Source organism: Nonomuraea sp. NPDC047529 (assembly GCF_040642995.1).
Classification (GTDB): Bacteria; Actinomycetota; Actinomycetes; order Streptosporangiales; family Streptosporangiaceae; genus Nonomuraea.
The window spans coordinates 375,787-396,318 of record NZ_JBEYTJ010000003.1 but is presented as its reverse complement, the minus strand read 5'-3'; the positions used below and the strand labels follow the sequence as shown (position 1 = coordinate 396,318).

Here is a 20,532-nt window from a genome sequence, read left to right as displayed (position 1 = left end):
GTGGCTCAGCGCAAAAGCCGTAGTGACCGGCGCATCGACTTGATCGAGGCCGCGCGCCGAGCCATCATCCGTCATGGAATCGACGGAGTACAGCTCTCGCACGTCGCCGAGGAGGCCGGCCTGACCTCCGGAGCCGTGCTCTACCACTACCCCGACCTGGGCGAACTCCTGGTCGAGGCGCAGCACGCGGGCATGGAACGTTTCTACGAGCTGCGCATGCGCCGCCTGGCCGACTTCACCGACCCGGTCGAGAAGCTGGTCGTCACGATCCGGTCGGGGTTGCCGACCGGGCCGCTCGACCCCGACGTGCGTCTGCTCAACGAGCTGGGCGGCGCCGCGGGCCGGCACCGGGTCTACGGCGTGCTGCTCACCTCGCTGTACGACCGCCAGGTGTCGATGTACCAGGCGATCCTGGACACGGGGGCCGCGCTCGGGGTCTTCCGGCTGACGGCCGACTCCGTGACCGTCGCGCGCAACCTGGTGGCCCTGGAGGACGCCTACGGCTACCGCATCACCGCCCGCCACCCGCTGATCGGGCCCGACGAGGCGGCCGAGCTGATCCTGTCGTACGCGCGGGCGGCGACGGGCAACGACCTGGCTCATTGATCGACCGTCATGATGACGGCGTCCTGGGTCTCCCAGCGCACCTTCACCTTGGCGCCGGGCTGCACCGTGCTCGCTCCCTGGACGGCGGCGAGCACGGGTTTGGCCCGTCCCGGCACGTCCACGGAGATGTGTGAGACGCCGCCGTAGAAGCTGACGTCCAGGACGCTGCCCTTCAGGCCCCTGGCCGCGTTCTCGTCGGCCAGCTCGATCTTCTCGGGACGGACCGCGAGCAGCGCCTTGGTGTCGGCGGCGAGCTCGTCGAGCGGCGTTCCGGCCAGCATTCCGAACTCGTCGCTCTTGATCCCGTCCAGGCCGGTGTAGACGCCCTCGAAGAGGTTGTTCGCCCCGACGAAGTCGGCCACGAACGGCGAGCGCGGGCGCTCGTAGAGGGCGACGGGGGCGTCCACCTGGCGCACGGTGCCGCTGTCGAAGACCGCGATGCGGTCGGCCAGCGACATGGCCTCCTCCTGGTCGTGCGTGACGACCACGAAGGTGATGCCGACCTCGTGCTGGAGCCGCTTGAGCTCCAGCTGCATGTCCGCGCGGACCTTCTTGTCCAGGGCCGACAGCGGCTCGTCGAGCAGCAGCAGACGCGGCCGCTTGACGATGGAACGCGCCAGCGCGACCCGCTGCCGCTGTCCGCCGGACAGCTGGGCGGGCTTGCGCGAGGCGTGCGCCGACAGGCCCACGGTCTCCAGCACCTCGCCGACGCGCTGCTTGACCTCCGCCCGGGGCAGCTTCTCGCGCTCCAGGCCGTAGGCCACGTTCTTGGCCACGGTCATGTGCGGGAACAGCGCGTACGACTGGAACATGAGGCTGATCGGCCGCCGGTTGGGCTGCTTGGCCAGCAGGTCCTCGTCGTCGAGCGTGACCGCGCCGGCGTCGGGCGACTCGAACCCGGCGATGATGCGCAGCAAAGTGGTCTTCCCGCAGCCGGACGGCCCGAGCAGGGCGAAGAACTCGCCCTGCTCGATCTCCAGCGAGACGTCGTCGAGCGCGGTGACGTCGCCGAACCTGCGGGTGATCCCGTCAATCCTGAGCACGCGATCTCCCGATCTTGGTCATCCGCTGCCCGGCGATCACTGCCGTGAAGCTCACGAGGAGCAGGATCGCGGCCAGCGCGTTGATCTTCGGGGTCACCCCGAAACGAACCATTGAGTAGATGACGATCGGCAGCGTCGGCTCGGCGTTGCCGATCGTGAAGAAGGCGATCACGAACTCGTCCAGCGACAGCGTGAACGCCAGCAGCGCCCCGGCGACGATCCCGGGCAGGAGCTGCGGCAGCGTGATCTTCATGAACGTGACCACCGGCCCGGCCCCCAGGTCGCGCGAGGCCTCCTCCAGCGAGGGGTCGGCGCCGGTGAGCCGGGTGCGCACCACGGCCGCGACGAACGCCATGGAGAACAGGGCGTGCGCGAGGGTCACCGTGGGCAGCCCGAGCGCGAACTGGGCGTCCCACTGGGCCAGGAAGTTGTTGATCAGGGCGTACAGGACCAGCAGGCCGATCCCGAGCACCAGGTCGGGCAGCACGGCCGGCATGAGCGCGACCGCGTCGAGGATCTTGGACCTGGTGTACCGGGCCAGGCCGACGGCCAGCAGCGTGCCGAGCACGGTGGCGATCGCCGTCGAGCCCAGGGCCACGATCAGCGTGTTGACCAGGCTGTCCCGGACCTTCTCGTCGGCGGCCAGCTCGCCGTACCACTTCAGGCTGAAGCCCTCGAAGGTGTAGGCCGACTTGCCGGAGTTGAAGGACATGACGACCAGGACGATGATCGGCACGTACATGAAGACGTAGGTCGCCCAGAAGGGCACGTACAGCAGCTTGGGCCTACGCACGGCGGGCCGCCCACGCCTGGACGAGCAGCAGCAGGATCAGCAGCGCGATCAGCGCCAGCACCAGCGCCGAGCCGAACGGCCAGTCGCGCGCGGTCAGGAACTGGTTGCGGATCAGGTTGCCCACCATGATCGACTTGCTGCCGCCGAGCATCTCGGGGATGACGAAGTTGCCGAAGCTCGGCACGAACACGAACATCGCCCCGGTCAGCGCGCCGGGCAGCGTGAGCGGTAGCGTCACCTTCCTGAACGTGGTGAACGCCGAGGCCCCGAGGTTCGCCGACGCCTCGCGCAGTTGCGGGTCGAGCTTCTCGATCGAGGAGTACAGCGGCAGCACCATGAGCGGCAGGTACGAGTAGAGCAGGCCGACGACGATCGTGCCCTGGGTGTAGAGCAGCTCCAGCTTCGTGCCCAGCAGGGAGTTGATCAGTCCCGGGCCGCTGAGCATGATGATCCACGCGTAGACGCGGATGATGAAGTTCGTCCAGAAGGGCAGCACGATCGCCACCAGGGCGATCGTCTTCCACTTCGGCGGAAGCTGGGCGATCAGGTACGCCGTCGGGTAGCCGAGCAGCAACGCGATCAGCGTGGCGATCGCCGCCATCTTCAGCGAGTCGCCGACGACCCCCAGGTAGAGGGAGTCGAACAGGCGCTGGAAGTTCTCCAGCGTGAACTCGTAGAAGATGCCGCCGAAGCGCCCCCGCTGGAAGACCGTGTAGCTGAGCACCAGCCCCAGCGGCACGAGGAGGAGCACGACCAGGTACGTCAGACCTGGCGAAAGGAAAACGAACGCGCCCAGCCGGCGACCCCGCTTACGGGACACCGGCCGGGCCTTGACCTCGGATCTCACTGCACCAACGACTATCCGGCCGTGACTTCCTGCGACAGGCGGCTGAACTTGGTCGACGCCTGCCCCAGGTCGATGATCGACTCACCGTTGAGCAGCTCCGCCGGCTTGATGTCCAGCAGCGAGCCCTTGGCGATGGTCACCTTGTCCATGGCGGCCTTGTTGGGGACCTTGTAGTTGATGTTCTCGGCCGCCCAGCGGTGGATCTCCGGGTCGAGGATCATGTTGATGAAGGCGTGGGCCGCCTCCTTGTTCTTGGAGGACTTCATGATCACCATGGTGTCCACCCAGAGGTCGCTGCCCTCCTTCGGCACCACGAACTTGATGTTCTGCTTCTCGTCCGTGGTGGGGCACCAGCCGTCCCACGCCTCGACCATGATCGCCTCGCCGGACTTCAGCTTGTCGCCGAAGGTGGTGTCGTCATAGGAGAGCAGGTGCGGCTTCTGCGAGACCAGGAGCTCCTTGGCCTTGGCGATCTCCTCGTCCTTCTCGGTGTTGACCGAGTAGCCGAGCGACTTGAGCGCGGGCAGGACCAGCCAGCGCTCGGTGGTCATCATGGTGACCTTCTTCTCGGCCCAGGACGCGGGCTTGAGGATGTCGTTCCAGCTCGTCGGCGGCGTCTTCACCAGGTCGCTGCGGTAGCAGATGCCGGTGGTGCCCCAGGTGTAGGGCACCGAGTACTTGTTGCCCTTGTCGTAGGAGAGCTGGGTGGCCTCGGGGTAGAGATTGGCCAGGTTGGGGATCAGCTCGGCGTGGATGGGCTCCAGCAGGCCCTGGGCGTTGAGCGCCTGGGCGTACTGACCGGACACGAACGCCACGTCGATGCCGCTGTCGCCGGAGGCGGTCAGCTTGGCCATCGCCAGCTCGTTGGTGTCGTGGTTGGTGATCGCCATCTCTTTGACCTTGAGCTGCTGCTTGACCTTCTCGGGCAGCTCCTCGGGCGTGTAACCCGGCCAGACCGTCACCTTGAGCGACTGCTTGGTCAGGTCGGCGTTGGGCTGGAGCTGCTCTGCCTTGGCCGCGGTCGTGCCGTCTGAGCTGGTCGACGACTCACCGCCGCACGCCGCGACGGCTAGCGCGAGGCCGGCCACCGCCACGGCGGCCGGAAGACGACGGGTGAACCGGTTACGGGACACGGCCGCTACTCCTTCTGGTGCTGAGGATTGAGGGGTCGCGCGACCTTACTGGACACGGCAGACCAGAGCAGGAGTGTTGCAGCAGAAATCAACATGAGCAAGACTTTTCCCGACATTGCTACCAGGAAGTTTGATCAGAGTGTTGAATCTGGATTCAATAACGGAGTCGCCTCATCCCGGTCCGTGAGGGGCCTCTCACCTCGCGTACGGACCGCCTTTGGGCCGCGCTCTTCGCGCCATCTCTCCCAGCCGTAATCTAGCGGTTCGGGAGCGTGCGGTACCTGGCGGGTGCTCAGGAATCGGGCGACGGATCAGGATCCGCCCAGGGCGGGATGAGGGGCGCCGCCGGGCCGGCCGGTCCGATCGACTTCGCCGCCACGGTCCCCGTCGGACCGGTCGAGACGAGCCGTCCGCCCGCAGGCGCCCCCTCCGGAGAGTCCGGAGTGACCACCTCGATCAGGACAGTACCCTCCTGCCTGGCGAGGCGGCATTTGCGCTAATGCGATGACCCGCTCCGATTACCGGCGGCCGGACCAAGTTGCAGCCGATATCAACATGAGCGAGACTTCCTACCCACACGTCGATCGGGAACCATGGGCAATCTGTTGAACTGGGATTCAATTGCGCGCCGGCTCGCCGCCGTCGCGGAGGAGCCCGTCTGCGACCGGGACCACGGCCTGTCCACGAGCCTCCTGCGCGCGCTGGCGCACGACCCGCCGTCCCCGTTCGCCGTCCGCCGGTTCCATGACCTTCCCGACCTCGCGGCGACGGCCGCCGAGCGCGGTTTCGGGCCGCACGTCGACCAGACCAACCACTCGGTCGTGGTGGACGAGCGGGTGGTCGTGAAGTGGCTGACCCCGCCGGTCCCGCTCCCCCACCCGACGCCCGAGATCTTCGCCCATCTCGTCGAGGTCGGCTTCGCCGGCACCGCGCCTCCCTACCTGGCCCTGACCCGCGCGTCGGACGCCGGTGAGGAGCTGCTGGCGCTGGTGACGGGCTACCTGCCCGAGGCGCGCGACGGCTGGGAGTGGTGCGTGGACGAGGCCGAGTCGGGCGGCACGGAGTTCGCCGGCGAGCTCGGCCGCCTGGCCGCCGACCTGCACGTGGCGCTGGCCACCCTGCCCGGCGGCTCGTCCGGGCGGCAGGCGGACCCGGCCGCGCGCGCCGCGGACGCGCTGGCCGAGGCGCTCGCCCTCACCGACGGCGCCGACGGCGAGTGGCTGTCCACGCGGGCCGCCGATCTGGCCCGCGAGCTGGAGCCGCTGCGGGCGGGCGTCACGGGCCCGTCGATCAGGATCCACGGCGACCTGCACGTGGGCCAGATCCTGCGGTGGCGCGACGGGTACGCCGTGATCGACTTCGACGGCAACCCCACCGTGGCCGACACCGCCGCCCGTCAACCGGCCGCCAGGGACGTCGCCCAGCTCACCACCAGCCTGGAGCACGTGGCCCAGGTCGCGATCGTCCGCCGGGGCACCCCGTCCGCCCACGCCGCGGCCTGGGCGGCGAAGGCCCGCGCCGGCCTGCTGACCGCCTACCGCCGCCGCCTGTCCGACAAGGGCCGGCCCGACCTCCTGGACGAGACGCTGCTGCGCCCGTTCGAGGTCGAGCAGGAGTGCCGCGAGCTGATCTACGCCGCCCGCCACCTGCCCCGCTGGCGGTACGCCCCCATGGGCGTGCTGCGCACCTGGTACCCCGAGGAGAACCTGCCGTGAATTCCGAGCTCTACCTGGCCGACCTGGAGGCCAAGCCCGCCGCCCTGGCCGCCCTCGCCGACGGGCTGCGCGCGGCCGACCCCTTCGCCGGGCTGCCGGAAGGGGTGCGCCGGGTGCTGTTCCTCGGCATGGGCAGCTCCCGGTACGCCGCCGGGGTGGCGGCCCTGCGCCTGCGCGCGGCCGGCGTGGACGCCTACGCCGACTACGCCTCGGCCGCGGCGACCTACCCGGCCGGTCCCGGCACGCTGGTCGTGCCGATCTCGGCCACCGGCGGCAGCCGCGAGACCCTCGACGCGCTCGCCCGCTACGCCGGAGGCCCGTCGTACGTGGCCGCGATCACCAACGTGCCCGGCTCGCCCGTCACCGAGGCGGCCGACCTGGTGGTCCCCATGAGCGCGGGCGAGGAGCGCGGCGGCGTGGCCTGCCGGACGTTCCAGCACACGCTGGCCCTGCTGCTGGCGCTCGAAGCCCGCCTCACCGGAGCAGGACGCGACCTGCCCGCACTGCTCGACCGGGCCGCGGAGGCCACCGGCGACCTGCTGGACCGCCGCGACGACTGGCTCCCGCCGACCCTGGAGCTGCTCGACGGCCCCGACGGGGTCTACACGATCGCCCCGGCCGAGCGGCTGTCGTCGGCCGAGCAGTCGGCGCTGATGCTCCGCGAGGGCCCGCGCCGCGCGGCCGACGCCTGCGAGGCGGGCGACTGGTCGCACGTGGACGTCTACCTCACCAAGACCCTCGACTACCGGGCGCTGCTCTTCCCCGGCTCCCGCTACGACGGGCAGGCCATGGACTGGGTGCGCGAACGCGGCTCCACGGTGATCTCCGTGGGCGGCGAGGTGAAGGACGCCGCGGCGGCGATCCGCTACGCGCACGACGACGACCCCGACGTGGCGCTGCTCACCGAGACGCTGGTGGCCGAACTGGTGGCCGCGCACTGGTGGAACGCCCAGTAGACACGGGCGTCAGAGGCGGCGGAGCCCGCTCAGGACCCTTTCGAGCAGCCTCCTGTCCGGCAGGCCGGCCTCAAGTTGCGGCTGGTAGATCCTGACCAGCCCGTCGGCCTCCATGTCGGCGACCAGCACCCGCGCGACGCCGAGCGGGACGGCCAGCAGCGCGGAGATCTCGGCCACCGAGCGCACCTGGCGGCACAGCTCGCTGATGGCGCGAAACTCGCGGGTGTAGGTCATGCCGAGCCGCGCGGAGGTCGCCGACGAGACCAGCGCCTCCATGGCCAGGCCGGTGCGTGGCGCCGTCCTGCCGCCGGTGACGGCGTACATGCGCACCAGCGAGCTGCGCTCGGGCTCCGGCTCACGGTCATGCCACGATGCCAACGTCCACTCCCATCACCAGGGGCGCGCGGATGACAACTCCGCCCGTACGGCAGGGGTCAGCACCTGCCCCGTGCGTTCCACCAGAATCGTCATCTGGTACGCCACCAGGCCCATGTCACAGTCGGGCGCGGCCAGTACCGCCAGGCACGAGCCGTCGCTGATGGACATCACCAGCAGCAGCCCGCGTTCCATCTCCACCAGGGTCTGGGTGACGCCGCCGCCCTCGAAGACCCGCGCCGACCCCTGCGTGAGACTGACCAGCCCGGCCGCGATGGCGGCGAGCTGGTCGGCCCGGTCCTTGGGGAAGCCGCGGGAGAAGGCCATCGGCAGCCCGTCGGCGGAGACGACCACGGCGTGGGCCACGCCGGGCACCTCCTCGACGAACGCGCTCACCAGCCAGTTGATGTCCCTGGCCCCCTGGCTCAGCTCCTTCATCAGTCCTCCTCTAGCTCGGCGCGGCCCTTGCGCACGCCCTGCTGGTAGCTGGCCAGCCTGTTGCGCAGCCGGTCAGGGGACAGCGGAGGAACTGGTGCGGGCGGCGGCTGGGGGACCGCGGTGCCCGGCACCAGATTCGCTCGCGGCGTGCGCCTGGGCAAGCCGGAGTTCGTGGTGCCGCTCCTGGCGGGCTCGGCGGTCGTGTTCGCCGCCTGCCAGCCCTGGTCGGCGGGCGATGACCAGGACGGGTCCCGCCGGTCGGCGGTCGGCGCGGCCTTGCTGAACCAGCTGCTCTCCTCGACCGAGGCGAAGATCGGCAGGAACTCGTTCGTGGCCGCCGGCTCGGCCGGTTCGGGGCCCGTGGCGAACGACGGGTACGACGTGCCCTGCGCGTCCGGCTGCGGCAGCTCGACCGAGTGCGACGCGGTCGAGGTGAACCACGACGACTCCGACGCCGCCCCGGACGGGGACGGCGACGACTCGGCCGGCGACGCGGGCGGGAACGGCATGGCGTCGAACGACGGGTGCCCGTAGGCGGGCATCGGGGCCGTGGGCGGCGCATACGGCTCGGGACTCTGGAAAGGCTCCGCGCTGTGGAAGGGCTCGGCCCGTCCGCGCTCCGGCCGTCCCGCGCCCGTCATGGCGGCCTGGACGCCGCCGGCCATCGAGCCGTGCGCCGCCATCGAGCCGTGCAGGGGCCCGGCCGTCGCGCCCGGGACGGCGGTGAGCAGCATCTCCGGGATCAGCACCATCGCGGTCAGGCCGCCGATGTCCTGGCGGCGGAGCTGCACCTTGATGCTGTGCCGCAGCGCGAGCCGCCCGACCACGAACAGGCCCATCCGCCGCGACACGGACACGTCCACCACCGGCGGGTTGGCCAGCCGCCAGTTGGCCTCGGCCAGCTCCTCGGGGGTCATGCCGATGCCGTTGTCGGTCACCGAGACCATCAGCCCGCCGCCGTCGATGCGGCTGCTGGAGATGATCACCTTGGTGTCCCTGGAGGAGAAGGAGACCGAGTTCTCGACCAGCTCGGCCAGCAGGTGCACCACGTCGGTGACGGCCTGCCCGGCGAGGGCGACGTCCGACTGCACCTGGACGCTGACCCGGTCGTAGCTCTCGACCTCGCCGAGCGCCGCGCGCACGATGTCCATGAGCTCGACCGGCTCGCTCCACTTGCGCGCGGCCTCCTGGCCGGCCAGGACCAGCAGGTTCTCACTGTTGCGGCGCATGCGGGTGGCCAGGTGGTCGAGCTTGAACAGGTCGCCCAGGCGCTCGTCGTCGCGCTCGCCGCGCTCCAGGCGCTCGATCAGGGTGAGCTGCCGTTCGACCAGGGTCTGGCTGCGCCGCGACAGGTTGACGAACATGGCGTTGACGTTGGAGCGCAGCCGCGCCTCGTCGCCCGCCAGCCGCACGGCCTCGCGGTGCACCTCGTCGAAGGCGCGGGCGACCTCGCCCACCTCGTCCTTGGAGAAGATGCCGATGGGCGGCACCTCGGCGTTGACCGCGCCGTCGCGCGACTCGCGCAGATGCTGGACGAAGTCCGGCAGCCGGTGCCCGGCGATCTCCAGCGCCTCGCCGCGCAGCCTGCGCAGCGGCCGGACCAGCGACCTGGCCACGCCGGTGGTGATCAGCAGGACGGCGACGAGCAACGCGAGCACCGCGCCCGCGATGACCAGCGCCCGCTGCTGCTCCTCGCCGCTGAGCGTACGGCTGCGCGCCACGATCCCGGCGGCCTGACGCTGCTCGACCGTGCGCATGGAGTCCACGACGACGTTGGAGGCGTCGAACCACTCCTTCGCGTCGTCGCGCTTGGCCAGGTCCAGCCCGCGCAGCGGCAGCGAGGCCGAGGCCCTGATGAGCACGAGCTCGCGCAGGAACAGCATGCGGTCGGCGCTGCGGCCGTTCACGGTCTCGTCGAAGAAGCGGCGCTCGTCGGCGGTGGCCTCTGCGGCGAAGCCCTGGCGCTCGGCGTTCTCGCTGGACAGTTCGCCGAGGAAGCGCTTGAGCTGGTCCTGGCCGAAGGCGCCCTCGACGAGGACGGTGGTCAGCAGCGCCTGCTGGTAGGAGACGCTCTCCTTCGCCCGGGCCAGGCCGTCCAGCATGCGGGTCTGGCGGAACAGCTCGTCGTCGGAGCTGCCCTTGATGAGTTCGGTGTGGATGGAGAGCAGCTCGTTGATCACCGTCGTGTAGAGGTCGACGGCGGGGCCGGGGAGCAGGTTGGCGTCCAGGGCCTGCTGACGCAGCGAGGTCAGGTCGTCCAGGCGGCTGAGCATGTTCTCGATCTGGTCGGCGGTACGGCCCTCGACGTCGGCGAGGATCTGCTGGGCGGTGCCGCGTACCTCTTTGATGGCGACGTCCACCTGGTCCATCTGGGACTGGACGGCGCCGATCCCGATGACGGGCCGGTTCCTGGCGATGTACCAGGCGGTCTTGGCCCGCTCGCCGGCGAGCTGGTGGGTCAGGTCGCCCACCTGCTCCGAGAGCATGGCTAATCGGTTCGTCCGGTCGTAGTCGGCGGCGGCGCCCGTCGAGGACAGCACCTGGACGCCGCCCAGCAGCACGGCGGCGGCCGTCGGCACCAGGATGAGGGCGACCAGGCGCGCACGTACGCGCCAATTGCGCAGGCGCCAGTTGCCTTCGGCGGCCTGCCTCTCGCCCAGCTGTGTTGTCACCGAACGCACCTCGCCCGAATCGGCGTATTTGTCAGGGCTGTGCCCCTTGAGAGAAATCAGCAAGTGCGGGTAATTGGAACACATCCTAAGCGGGCGTGGCCACCCGCACATATCGGGACGCAATTCAACTTCTGTGTCCAGTGAGACGAGAAGCTGGAGCCCCATCTCGCTCTCCGTCCGGCCAGAAATAACCCGCCATCTGTTTATATGTCCACGTTTGGGCGATTAGCGCGTTCCAAGCACATAACACCGGAGGAGCGGCCAGGTCTCTCACGGGTCACAGCGTTGAGATTTGCGTTATTCACCGCATATGTTGAGCCCCCGGCAATCGAGGAGGCGAGGGTGCGGGATTCTCCCGACAGCGCGGCTATCAGCGTCGACGGGCTTTGGAAGATCTTCGGATCCAGGGCGCAAAAGGTGCTGGACAGCGAGGACAGACACCTCGACCCCGCCGCGATGCGAGAGAGGACCGGCTGCACCGCCGCCGTCCGCGACGTGAGCTTCGAGGTGCGCCCCGGCGAGGTCTTCGTCGTCATGGGCCTGTCGGGAAGCGGCAAGTCCACCCTCGTACGCTGCCTGACCCGGCTCGTCGAGCCCAGCGCCGGCGAGATCAGGATCGGCGGCGAGGACGTCGGCCGCGCCTCCCCCGCCCGGCTGCGCGAGCTGCGCCGCCACCAGGTGAGCATGGTCTTCCAGCATTTCGGGCTGTTGCCGCACCGTAAGGTCGTTGACAACGTTGCCTATGGTCTGGAGATCCAGGGCACCGCCAAGGCGGCCAGGCACGCGCGGGCCGCCGAGATCCTCTCCCTCGTGGGCCTCGACGGCCACGCCGACGCCTATCCCGACCAGCTCTCCGGCGGCATGCAGCAGCGTGTCGGCCTGGCCCGCGCGCTGGCCGTCGATCCCCAGGTGATGCTGTTCGACGAGCCGTTCAGCGCGCTCGACCCGCTGATCCGGCGCGACATGCAGGCCGAGGTGATCCGGCTGCACCGCGAGGTCGGCAAGACGATGGTGTTCATCACCCACGACCTGTCCGAGGCGCTCAAGCTGGGCGAGCGGATCGCCATCATGCGCGACGGCTCGATCGTGCAGCTCGGCACGGCCGAGGAGCTGGTGGGCGCGCCGGCCGACGACTACGTGGCCGACTTCGTCCGGGACGTGCCGCGCAGCCACGTGCTGACGCTGCGCTGGATCCGCCGCGATCCCGAGCCCGGCGAGCCGCTGGACGGCCCGCAGCTCCCCGTCACCACCCTGATCAAGGACGCCATCGCCGCGGCCTCGGCCTCCTCCCGCCCGATCCGGGTGATGGACGGCGACGAGCTGGCCGGCGTCGTGGACCGCGTGGACCTGCTGTCCTTCCTGGCCGGCGAGGACGCGGCGGTTAGGGCAGGCGCGTGAGCACCACCGCGGTCAGCGCCCCCGGCAGGCTCAGGATCCCGAGGTGGGCCGGTCCGGCCGGGGTCGCGGTGCTGTTCGCCGTGGCGTACCTGCTCTTCCGGGACACCGGCACGCTGCCGCACGACAAGGAGGCGCCGCAGTTCCTGGCGGTCACCGACCTGCGCGAGTGGATCGACGACCACCGGAACGAGAGCCCGCTCTTCCTGTACTTCCTCAACTACATCCGGCTGTTCGTCGACGGCGTCTACACCTTCTTCCAGACCGTCCTCACGGCCCTGAACTGGCCGGGGCTGATCGGCGTCCTGGGCGCGCTCGGCTGGCTCGCCGGTGGCCGGCGCGTCGCGCTGCTCGCGGCGGCGGGCGTGGGCGCGTTCGGGGTGCTCGGCCTGTGGCAGTCGAGCGTGGACACGCTGGCGCTGGTGGCGGCCTCGGTGCTGCTGTCACTGGCGGTCGGCGTGCCGCTCGGCGTGTGGGCGGGGTTGTCGGCGCGGGTGCGCCGGGTGCTGACGCCGGTGCTCGACGTCATGCAGATCATGCCCACGTTCGCCTACCTGGCGCCGCTCGTGCTGTTCTTCCACATCGGCGCTCCGGCCGGGGCGATCGCGACGATGATCTACTCGATCCCGCCCGCGATCCGCATCACGGCGCTGGCCGTCGAGGGGGTCTCCGCCACGGCGGTCGAGGCGTCGGCGTCGCTGGGCGCCACCCGCCGGCAGACCCTGTTCAAGGTGCAACTTCCGCTGGCCCGCTCGACGATGGCGCTGGCGGTGAACCAGACCATCATGATGGCGCTGTCCATGGTGGTGATCGCGAACCTGATCTCGGCCCCCGGCCTGGGCGGCGACATCATCCGCGGCCTGTCGCGGGCCCAGGTCGGCATCATGCTCCCGGCCGGCCTGGCGATCGTGGTGATGGCCGTGGTGCTCGACCGCATGCTCATGTCGGTGGCCCGCCGCCAGGCGCACGCGAGGGCCGGCCGGCTCGACCTGGTGGTCGCGGCGGCGCTGGCCGGCGTGGGGGTGGTGGCCGGGTTCGCGCTGCCGACGGGCTGGCCGGACGGCCTGACCGTCACCTTCGCCGGCGCGGTGAACGACGCCGTGCGCTGGGCCGAGACGACCTGGTACCCGGTCACGACGTTCGTCAAGGATCTGACCTCGGCCGTCCTGCTCAACCCGCTGGAGGGCCTGCTCATCTCGGCACCGTGGTGGCTGATCGCCCTCGCGGTGCTGGCGCTGGCCTGGCGGGTGAGCGGGTTGCGTCCGGCGCTGACCGCGCTCGGCTGCCTGCTGGCGATCGCGCTGCTCGGCGTGTGGGAGCACGCCATGCAGACGATGACCACGGTCGCGGTGGCGGTGTTCGTCACCCTGGTCGTCGGCCTGCTGCTGGGCGTGGCCGCGGCCCGCTCGCCGCGTTACTCGGCGATCCAGCGCCCGCTGCTGGACGCCGCCCAGACCATGCCCGCGTTCGTCTACCTGCTGCCGGCGCTGGCCCTGTTCGAGACGACCCGGTTCACCGCGATCTTCGCCTCGGTGATCTACGCGGTGCCGCCCGTGGTGCGCCTGGTCGAGGACGGCATCAGAGGGGTGCCCGCCACGGTCGTCGAGGCGGCCGCGTCGGCGGGCTCGACCCCGGGCCAGCTCCTGTGGAAGGTGCAGCTCCCGATGGCGCGGCGGGCCATCCTGCTCGCGGCCAACCAGGGCATCGTGATGACGCTGGCCATGGTCGTCGTCGGCGGCCTGGTCGGGGCGGGCGCGCTCGGCTACGACGTGGTCGTCGGCTTCTCCCAGCGCACGGATTTCGGCATGGGCTTCGTGGCGGGCATCGCGACCGTCCTGCTCGGAGTCATGCTCGACCGCATCACGCAGGGCGCCGACAGGCGCCCTTCCCCCCGAAAGAGGAAGCGCACATGAAGATTCGCCTGCTCGCAGGCCTGCTCGTTGTCGGCCTCACCGCCGTGGGTTGCGGCGGTGGCGCCAAGGTGGAGACCTCCCCCAGCTCCGCCGCCCCGTCGACCGGCGCCGCCTCCGGCGCGGCGACGACGGGCACCGTCAAGATCGCGATCAACCCGTGGGTCGGGTACGAGGCCAGCGCGAACGTCGTCGCCTACCTGCTGAAGAACGAGCTCAAGTACGACGTGGAGCTGCCCGAGATCAAGGAGCAGGTCGCCTGGGAGGGCTTCGAGACGGGCGACGTCGACGTCATCATCGAGAACTGGGGTCACCCGGACCTGAAGAAGAAGTTCATCGACGAGAAGAAGGTCGCGCTCTCGGCGGGCTCCACCGGCAACAAGGGCGTCATCGGCTGGTACGTGCCCAAGTGGATGGCCGACAAGTACCCGGACATCACCGACTCCAAGAACCTGAACAAGTACGCCGACCTGTTCAAGACGTCGGAGTCCGGCGGCAAGGGCCAGCTCCTCGACGGCGACCCCAGCTACGTCACCAACGACGAGGCCCTGGTCAAGAACCTCAAGCTGAACTACAAGGTGGTGACCGGCGGCAGCGAGGCGGCCCTGCTCAAGGCGGCCGAGCAGGCGCAGGCGCAGAAGAAGGCGCTGCTGTTCTACTTCTGGACGCCCCACTGGCTGTTCGACAAGGTCGAGCTGACCCGGGTGAACCTGCCCCCGTACACCGAGGGCTGTGACGCCGACGCCAAGAAGGTCGCCTGCGACTACGCCGAGCTGGACCTCGACAAGATCGTCAGCAAGAAGTTCGCCGACACCGGCGGCAAGGCGTACGAGCTGGTCAAGAACTTCAGCTGGACCAACGAGGACCAGAACGCGGTCGCCAACGACATGACCAACAACGGCCTGACCGGCGAGCAGGCCGCCAAGAAGTGGGTCGAGGCGAACACCGCCAAGTGGCAGGGCTGGATCCCCAAGTGACCCCTCTTGACCGTGCCCCCTCCGGCCGCGCGCCGGAGGGGTCGCGGTCGCGGAGACCTCTCATGCGAACCAAGAAGCTGATCGGGCCGCCGCTCGCGGCCCTGCTCCTGACGTCCTGCTCCGGCGGCGCCCCCGAGACCGGGGCCGCGCCCAAGGGGACGGTCAACCTCGACGTCCACGCCTGGGTCGGGTACGAGGCCCAGGCCGCCGTCCTGGCCTACCTGCTCGAACACGAGCTGGGCTACAAGGTCAACACGCGCAAGATGAACGAGAGCGATTCCTGGCGCGATTTCGAATCCGGCAAGGTCGACGTGATCGTCGAGAACTGGGGACACAACGATCTGAAGAAGGAGTACATCGAGCAGAAGAAGGTGGCGCTGTCGGCCGGCCTCACCGGCAACAAAGGTGTGATCGGTTGGTACGTCCCCGAGTGGATGGCCAAGAAATATCCCGACATAACCGACTATCGGAACCTGAACAAGTACGCCCCCCTATTCCGGACCTCCAAAACCGGAAATTTGGGTCAGGTGCTCGACGGGGACCCGGCATTCGTCACCAACGACGAGGCTCTCATCAAGAACCTCAACCTCGATTACAAGGTCGTCTACTCCGGCAGCGAGGACGCCCTGATCAAGGCCGCGCAGTCCGCGACCAAGAATCGCACGCCCCTGCTCATGTATTTCTACGAGCCGCAATGGCTGTTCACCAGGGTCAAACTGGTCAAGGTCAACCTGCCCGCGTACGCGATCGGCTGCGACGACGTGCCCGCCAAGGTCGCCTGCGACTACCCGCCGTACCTGCTGGACAAGATCGTCAGCAGGCGGTTCGCCGAGCGCGGCGGGAAGGCGTACGAGCTGGTGCGCAACTTCACCTGGACCAACGACAACCAGAACGCCGTGGCGAGCGACATGCTCAACGGCAGGAAGTCCGCCGCCCAGGCCGCCCGGCAGTGGGTGGAGGAGAACAAGATCGTGTGGAAGGACTGGATCCCGCGTTGAGCTTCGACTTCGTCATCGTGGGCGGCGGCTCGGCCGGCTGCGCCCTGGCCAACCGGCTGAGCGCCGATCCGTCGGTGTCCGTGCTGGTGCTGGAGGCGGGCCGGCCGGACTACCTCTGGGACGTCTTCATCCACATGCCGGCCGCGCTGATGTTCCCCATCGGCAGCCGGTTCTACGACTGGAAGTACGAGTCCGAGCCCGAGCCGCACATGAACGGCCGGCGCATCTACCACGCCCGCGGTAAGGTCCTGGGCGGCTCCAGCAGCATCAACGGGATGATCTTCCAGCGCGGCAACCCGCTCGACTACGAGCGCTGGGCCGCCGATCCCGGCATGGAGAACTGGGACTACGCCCACTGCCTGCCCTACTTCAGGCGCATGGAGAACTGCCTGGCCGACCCCGGCTCGCCGTTCCGGGGCGACGACGGCCCGCTGAAGCTGGAGCGCGGCCCGGCCCGCGGCCCGCTGTTCGAGGCGTTCTTCGAGGCCGTCCAGCAGGCCGGTCACCCCCTCACCGACGACGTGAACGGCTACCGCCAGGAGGGGTTCGCCGCCTTCGACCGCAACATCCACCGGGGCCGGCGGCTCAGCGCGGCCCGCGCCTACCTGCATCCGGTGCGCCGCCGTCCCAACCTCACGGTCAGGACGCGGGCCCACGTGGAGAAGGTGCTCTTCGAGGGCACGCGGGCGGTGGGCGTCCAGTGCGGCGGCGAGCGCATCGAGGCGCGCGAGGTCGTGCTGTGCGGGGGCGCGATCAACACCCCCCAGCTGCTCCAGCTCTCGGGGGTCGGCCCGAAGGCGCTCCTGGAGTCCGTGGGCGTCAAGGTGATGCACGACCTGCCGGGCGTCGGCGAGAACCTCCAGGACCACCTGGAGGTCTACGTCCAGCACGCCTGCACCCGGCCGGTCTCGCAGCAGCCGTCGCTGGCCATGTGGCGGCGGCCGTTCATCGGCGCCGACTGGCTGTTCCTGCGGCGCGGCCCCGGCGCCACGAACCACTTCGAGGCGGGCGGGTTCATCCGCTCGAACGACGACGTGGCGTACCCGAACCTGATGTTCCACTTCCTGCCGATCGCCGTGCGCTACGACGGCTCGGCCCCGGCCGGCGGCCACGGCTACCAGGTGCACATCGGCCCGATGTACTCCGACGCCCGCGGCTCGGTGCGCATCCGGTCGGCCGACCCCCGCGACAAGCCGGCGCTCCGCTTCAACTACCTCTCGACCGAGCAGGACCGCCGCGAGTGGGTGGAGGCCATCAGGCACGCCCGCGCCATCCTGTCCCAGCCCGCCTGGGCCGGCCTGGACGGCGGCGAGCTCTCCCCCGGCCCGGACGTCAGCACCGACGAGGAGATCCTGGCCTGGGTCGCCAAGGACGGCGAGACGGCCCTCCACCCGTCGTGCACCTGCAAGATGGGCGTGGACGACCTGGCCGTGCTGGACCCCGGCACCATGCGCGTGCACGGCCTCGACGGCCTGCGCGTCGTGGACGCCTCCGCCATGCCGTACGTCACGAACGGCAACATCTACGCCCCGGTCATGATGCTCGCCGAGAAGTCCGCCGACCTGATCCTCGGCAACACCCCCCTGCCTCCCGACCCCGTGGACTTCCACCGCCGCGCCTGAGCCGTCCTCACCGGTCCATGCGCTGGTACAGCCGTACCGACAGGACGAAGAAGACGACGGTGATCGCCACCGGCCACAGCACGGCCATCGGCACGGCGTGCCGGGCCACCCACGAGTCGCCGCCCCAGCCCGGGTTGCCGAACAGCTCCCTGGCGGCGGCGACCGTGGAGGAGAGCGGGTTCCACTCCGAGATCGCGCCCAGCCAGCCGGGCATGGTGCCGGGCGCGACGAAGGCGTTGGACAGGAACCCGATCGGGAACTCCAGCGTCTGGATCGCGACCACCGCGCCCGGCTCCCGGGTGAGCAGGCCCAGGTACATGCCCGCCCACAACAGGGAGAAGCGCAGGAGCAGCAGCAGGCCGATCGCGCCGAGCGCTCCTCCGGCACTCGCCGGCCGCCAGCCCACCGCCAGGCCGCAGAGCAGCAGCCCGCCCAGGATCAGGACCGAGTTGAGCAGGTCGGCGACGGCCCGGCCGATCAGCACGGCCGACGGCGCCATGGGCATCGACCGGAAGCGGTCGGTGACGCCCTTGGCGACGTCCGCGGACACGGCCATCATGGTGGAGCTCAGGCCGAAGAGCATCGTCATGCCGTACATGCCGGGCATGAGGAAGGCGAAGTAGTCCGCGCCCGCGGGCACCTCGACCGCGCCGCCGAACAGGTAGCCGAACGCCAGGGTGATCACCACGGGGAAGAGCACCCCGAAGACCACCGTCATGGGCTGGTTGGCCCAGTGGATCAGGTCGCGGCGGGCGACGGTCCAGCCGTCGGCCAGCGCCCATCTGAGTGCGGTCATCGGTCGCCTCCGGTGGTCGTCAGGTTCAGGAAGACCTCGTCGAGGGTCGGCCGGCGCAGCGCGACGTCCTCGGCCTCGATGCCGGCCGCCGCCAGCGCGGGCAGGACCCGGGTGAGCGCGCTCACGCGGTCGGCCACCGGGGCGCTGACGTGCCGGGTGTCCCGGTCGAGCTCGGCGGCGCCCGAGGCCGTCGCCGAGAGGATCGCCGCCGCCTCGTCGAGCCGCGCCGGATCGTTGATCACCACGTCGAGCCGATCGCCGCCGAGCTTGGACTTCAGCGCCTCCGGAGTGCCCTCCGCCACCACCCGGCCGGAGTCGATCACCGCGACGCGGTCGGCGAGCTGGTCGGCCTCCTCCAGGTACTGGGTGGTCAGCAGCACGGTCGTGCCGCCCGCGACCAGCTCGCGCACCGCGCTCCAGATCCCGGCGCGGCTGCGCGGGTCGAGGCCCGTGGTGGGCTCGTCGAGGAAGAGCACGGGCGGCGCCAGGATCATGCTCGCGGCCAGGTCGAGGCGGCGGCGCAGGCCGCCGGACAGCTCCTTGGCAGGGCCGTCGTGCTCGGCCAGGCCGAAGCGTTCCAGCAGCTCGGCGGCCCTGGCGCGGGCGGCGGACGCGCTCAGGTGGTAGAGGCGGCCGAACAGCTCCAGGTTCTGGCGGGCGGTCAGGATCTCGTCCACGGCCGTCTGCTGGCCGACCAGGCCGATGGCGGCGCGGACCCGGCGGGGCTCGGCCGTCACGTCGAACCCGGCCACCTGGGCCCGGCCGTCCGACGGGCGCAGGAGCGTGGTGAGGATGCGGACGGTCGTGGTCTTCCCCGCGCCGTTGGGCCCCAGCAGGCCGTAGACCGTGCCCGCGGGCACGTCGAGGTCGATGCCGTCCAGCGCGGTCTTCGTGCCGTACGTCTTGCGCAGGCCCTGGGCGAGCACTGCGGACATGGCCACCTCCCGATTGAATCGTACGGCGTACCGTACAACATACGATCGAAGACGGCAACCGTACGGTGTACCGTACGAGGGTGACAGTTGAGTACCCGGGCAAGGGCGATCCGGCGCGCAGTCTGGCGTTGCTGTGGCGGACGAGCGAGCGGGCCAGCCGCAAGGGCAAACCGGAGCTGGGCGTCGGGCGCATCGTCCGCGCCGCCATCGGCGTGGCCGACGCCGAAGGGCTGCAGGCGCTGTCCATGCGCCGGGTGGCGGAGAAGCTGGGCGTCGGCACGATGTCGCTCTACACGTACGTGCCGGGCAAGCCGGAGCTGCTCGACGTCATGCTCGACACCGTCTACGGCGAGACCGCCCGCCCCGAGGACGTGCCCGGCGGCTGGCGCGACCGGCTGGAGCTCATCGCCCGCGAGAACTTCGCCCTCTACCTGCGCCACCCGTGGCTGCTCCAGGTGGCATCGAGCCGCCCGGTCCTCGGCCCGAACGTCACCGCCAAGTACGACTACGAGCTGCGCGCCATCGACGGCATCGGCCTGACCGACCTGGAGATGGACTCGGTGATCACACTGGTCACCGGCTTCGTGCACGGCACGGCCAGGGGCGCGGTGGAGGCCGCCCAGGCCGAGAGCCTGACCGGCATGACGGACCAGCAGTGGTGGGCCGCGCACGCGCCCTTCCTCAGCCGGATCTCCGACCCCATCCTGTTCCCCACGGCCTCGCGCGTGGGCCAGGCGGCCGGGGAGGAGCTCCAGGCGCCCTACAGCCCCGAGCACGCCTTCGAGTTCGGCCTCCAGCGCGTGCTCGACGGCGTCGAGGTGCTGGTCAACAGCAGGTCATCGGCCTGACAGCGCCTGCTCGTAGGCCAGCAGGGTGCGCACGAACGTCTGCCGCTCCTGCGGCGTCAGCGGGTCGAGGGCGGCCCGCCAGGCCGTGGCGCCGTAGCCGAGCCATTCGGTGATCGCCTCCTGATGGGCCGGGGCGATGCTGACGATCGTCCGGCGCCGGTCGGCGTCGTCCTCGCGGCGCTCCAGCACGCCCTTCCTGCTCAGCTCGCCCACCATCAGGCTCACGGTGGCCGGCGCCACCTCCAGCCGCCCGGCCAGCTCGTTGACCGTCGTCGGGCCGTCGAACAGCAGGTAGGCCAGCAACGACAGGTGCCGGGGGGCCAGCGACAACGACCGCAGCGCCTCGGGCACCTTGAGCCGCTTGGCCCGGCCCACCATGCGCGGCATCAGGAGCAGCAGCGTCCTGATGCCTTCGTCCACGCTCAAGCCGTCGGTTGACATCGCCAATACCTTGCTGTCTAAATTAGCTTTGC

The 20,532-nt window shown here is 70.2% G+C and carries 19 protein-coding genes; 9 read left to right on the top strand and 10 right to left on the bottom strand.

The features are described from left to right. Positions 1-606, top strand: coding sequence for a TetR family transcriptional regulator (locus tag ABZ815_RS08370; RefSeq protein ID WP_357695366.1), 606 nt, complete (start codon positions 1-3; stop codon positions 604-606). On the opposite strand, the gene ABZ815_RS08365 is transcribed toward ABZ815_RS08370, so the two are convergent. The 4 genes from ABZ815_RS08365 to ABZ815_RS08350 form a co-directional block, all read right to left on the bottom strand. Beyond that, positions 600-1,649 carry an ABC transporter ATP-binding protein gene (locus ABZ815_RS08365; protein WP_357695364.1) on the bottom strand — a complete coding sequence of 350 codons (1,050 nt, stop codon included), beginning with the start codon at positions 1,647-1,649 and terminating at the stop codon, positions 600-602. The two genes, ABZ815_RS08370 and ABZ815_RS08365, sit on opposite strands and share 7 nt — an antisense overlap. Next, positions 1,636-2,442, bottom strand: coding sequence for an ABC transporter permease (locus ABZ815_RS08360; protein WP_357695362.1), 807 nt, complete (start codon positions 2,440-2,442; stop codon positions 1,636-1,638). The genes ABZ815_RS08365 and ABZ815_RS08360 overlap by 14 nt, the downstream gene beginning before the upstream one ends. Then, the gene (locus ABZ815_RS08355; RefSeq protein WP_357695360.1) at positions 2,435-3,193 is read right to left on the bottom strand and encodes an ABC transporter permease; all 759 of its coding nucleotides are present in this window, start codon (positions 3,191-3,193) and stop codon (positions 2,435-2,437) included. The genes ABZ815_RS08360 and ABZ815_RS08355 overlap by 8 nt, the downstream gene beginning before the upstream one ends. Positions 3,194-3,300: 107 nt before the next feature. After that, positions 3,301-4,422, bottom strand: a complete 1,122-nt coding sequence (locus ABZ815_RS08350) for a spermidine/putrescine ABC transporter substrate-binding protein (RefSeq protein ID WP_357695358.1) — start codon at positions 4,420-4,422, stop codon at positions 3,301-3,303. Between the two features lie 593 nt (positions 4,423-5,015). On the opposite strand from ABZ815_RS08350, the gene ABZ815_RS08345 reads away from it, so the two are divergent. Then, positions 5,016-6,137, top strand: a complete 1,122-nt coding sequence (locus ABZ815_RS08345; protein WP_357695356.1) for a hypothetical protein — start codon at positions 5,016-5,018, stop codon at positions 6,135-6,137. Beyond that, positions 6,134-7,093, top strand: a complete 960-nt coding sequence (locus ABZ815_RS08340; protein WP_357695354.1) for an SIS domain-containing protein — start codon at positions 6,134-6,136, stop codon at positions 7,091-7,093. The genes ABZ815_RS08345 and ABZ815_RS08340 overlap by 4 nt, the downstream gene beginning before the upstream one ends. A 9-nt stretch (positions 7,094-7,102) precedes the next feature. Here ABZ815_RS08340 and ABZ815_RS08335 read toward each other — a convergent pair whose 3' ends face one another. Genes ABZ815_RS08335 through ABZ815_RS08325 form a run of 3 tightly spaced genes read right to left on the bottom strand, consistent with a single transcriptional unit; the run spans position 7,103 to position 10,578 of the window. Continuing rightward, positions 7,103-7,471: a DUF742 domain-containing protein gene (locus tag ABZ815_RS08335; protein WP_357695352.1), complete on the bottom strand. Its 369-nt coding sequence runs from the start codon at positions 7,469-7,471 to the stop codon at positions 7,103-7,105. Between the two features lie 12 nt (positions 7,472-7,483). Next, positions 7,484-7,906, bottom strand: a complete 423-nt coding sequence (locus ABZ815_RS08330; protein ID WP_352321436.1) for a roadblock/LC7 domain-containing protein — start codon at positions 7,904-7,906, stop codon at positions 7,484-7,486. Beyond that, entirely contained in the window at positions 7,906-10,578 is a 2,673-nt protein-coding gene (locus tag ABZ815_RS08325; RefSeq protein WP_357695350.1) for a nitrate- and nitrite sensing domain-containing protein, read from the bottom strand. The genes ABZ815_RS08330 and ABZ815_RS08325 overlap by 1 nt, the downstream gene beginning before the upstream one ends. Before the next feature lie 417 nt (positions 10,579-10,995). Between ABZ815_RS08325 and ABZ815_RS08320 the strand changes: the two genes are divergently transcribed. The 5 genes from ABZ815_RS08320 to betA all read left to right on the top strand — a co-directional run bounded on the left by ABZ815_RS08320 (position 10,996) and on the right by betA (position 17,480). After that, entirely contained in the window at positions 10,996-11,976 is a 981-nt protein-coding gene (locus ABZ815_RS08320; RefSeq protein WP_357695348.1) for a betaine/proline/choline family ABC transporter ATP-binding protein, read from the top strand. After that, positions 11,973-13,886 carry an ABC transporter permease subunit gene (locus ABZ815_RS08315; protein WP_357695346.1) on the top strand — a complete coding sequence of 638 codons (1,914 nt, stop codon included), beginning with the start codon at positions 11,973-11,975 and terminating at the stop codon, positions 13,884-13,886. The genes ABZ815_RS08320 and ABZ815_RS08315 overlap by 4 nt, the downstream gene beginning before the upstream one ends. After that, positions 13,883-14,860, top strand: a complete 978-nt coding sequence (locus ABZ815_RS08310; RefSeq protein WP_357695344.1) for an ABC transporter substrate-binding protein — start codon at positions 13,883-13,885, stop codon at positions 14,858-14,860. Before ABZ815_RS08315 ends, ABZ815_RS08310 begins: the two co-directional genes overlap by 4 nt. 62 nt (positions 14,861-14,922) lie before the next feature. Further along, positions 14,923-15,858 (top strand): ABC transporter substrate-binding protein, encoded by a 936-nt coding sequence (locus tag ABZ815_RS08305; protein WP_357695342.1) that lies wholly within the window; start codon positions 14,923-14,925, stop codon positions 15,856-15,858. Beyond that, on the top strand, positions 15,834-17,480 hold the full coding sequence (betA, locus tag ABZ815_RS08300; RefSeq protein WP_357695340.1) for a choline dehydrogenase: 1,647 nt from the start codon (positions 15,834-15,836) through the stop codon (positions 17,478-17,480). The genes ABZ815_RS08305 and betA overlap by 25 nt, the downstream gene beginning before the upstream one ends. A 7-nt stretch (positions 17,481-17,487) precedes the next feature. Here betA and ABZ815_RS08295 read toward each other — a convergent pair whose 3' ends face one another. Beyond that, a complete protein-coding gene (locus ABZ815_RS08295) occupies positions 17,488-18,276 on the bottom strand; it encodes an ABC transporter permease (protein ID WP_357695338.1) in 789 nt (262 codons plus the stop codon). Continuing rightward, the gene (locus tag ABZ815_RS08290) at positions 18,273-19,211 is read right to left on the bottom strand and encodes an ATP-binding cassette domain-containing protein (protein WP_357695337.1); all 939 of its coding nucleotides are present in this window, start codon (positions 19,209-19,211) and stop codon (positions 18,273-18,275) included. The genes ABZ815_RS08295 and ABZ815_RS08290 overlap by 4 nt, the downstream gene beginning before the upstream one ends. Before the next feature lie 80 nt (positions 19,212-19,291). On the opposite strand from ABZ815_RS08290, the gene ABZ815_RS08285 reads away from it, so the two are divergent. Further along, the gene (locus ABZ815_RS08285; protein WP_357695335.1) at positions 19,292-20,059 is read left to right on the top strand and encodes a TetR/AcrR family transcriptional regulator; all 768 of its coding nucleotides are present in this window, start codon (positions 19,292-19,294) and stop codon (positions 20,057-20,059) included. Here ABZ815_RS08285 and ABZ815_RS08280 read toward each other — a convergent pair. Next, positions 20,048-20,500, bottom strand: a complete 453-nt coding sequence (locus tag ABZ815_RS08280) for a MarR family winged helix-turn-helix transcriptional regulator (protein WP_357695333.1) — start codon at positions 20,498-20,500, stop codon at positions 20,048-20,050. The genes ABZ815_RS08285 and ABZ815_RS08280 overlap by 12 nt on opposite strands. Positions 20,501-20,532 lie beyond the last annotated feature (32 nt).

Bases quoted from the DNA above. Each gene is read 5' to 3' on its own strand.
- ABZ815_RS08330 (WP_352321436.1), bottom strand. From the start codon at position 7,906: ATGAAGGAGCTGAGCCAGGGGGCCAGGGACATCAACTGGCTGGTGAGC.
- ABZ815_RS08280 (WP_357695333.1), bottom strand. From the start codon at position 20,500: ATGTCAACCGACGGCTTGAGCGTGGACGAAGGCATCAGGACGCTGCTG.
- ABZ815_RS08310 (WP_357695344.1), top strand. From the start codon at position 13,883: ATGAAGATTCGCCTGCTCGCAGGCCTGCTCGTTGTCGGCCTCACCGCC.
- ABZ815_RS08290 (WP_357695337.1), bottom strand. From the start codon at position 19,211: ATGTCCGCAGTGCTCGCCCAGGGCCTGCGCAAGACGTACGGCACGAAG.
- ABZ815_RS08345 (WP_357695356.1), top strand. From the start codon at position 5,016: ATGGGCAATCTGTTGAACTGGGATTCAATTGCGCGCCGGCTCGCCGCC.
- ABZ815_RS08305 (WP_357695342.1), top strand. From the start codon at position 14,923: ATGCGAACCAAGAAGCTGATCGGGCCGCCGCTCGCGGCCCTGCTCCTG.
- ABZ815_RS08295 (WP_357695338.1), bottom strand. From the start codon at position 18,276: ATGACCGCACTCAGATGGGCGCTGGCCGACGGCTGGACCGTCGCCCGC.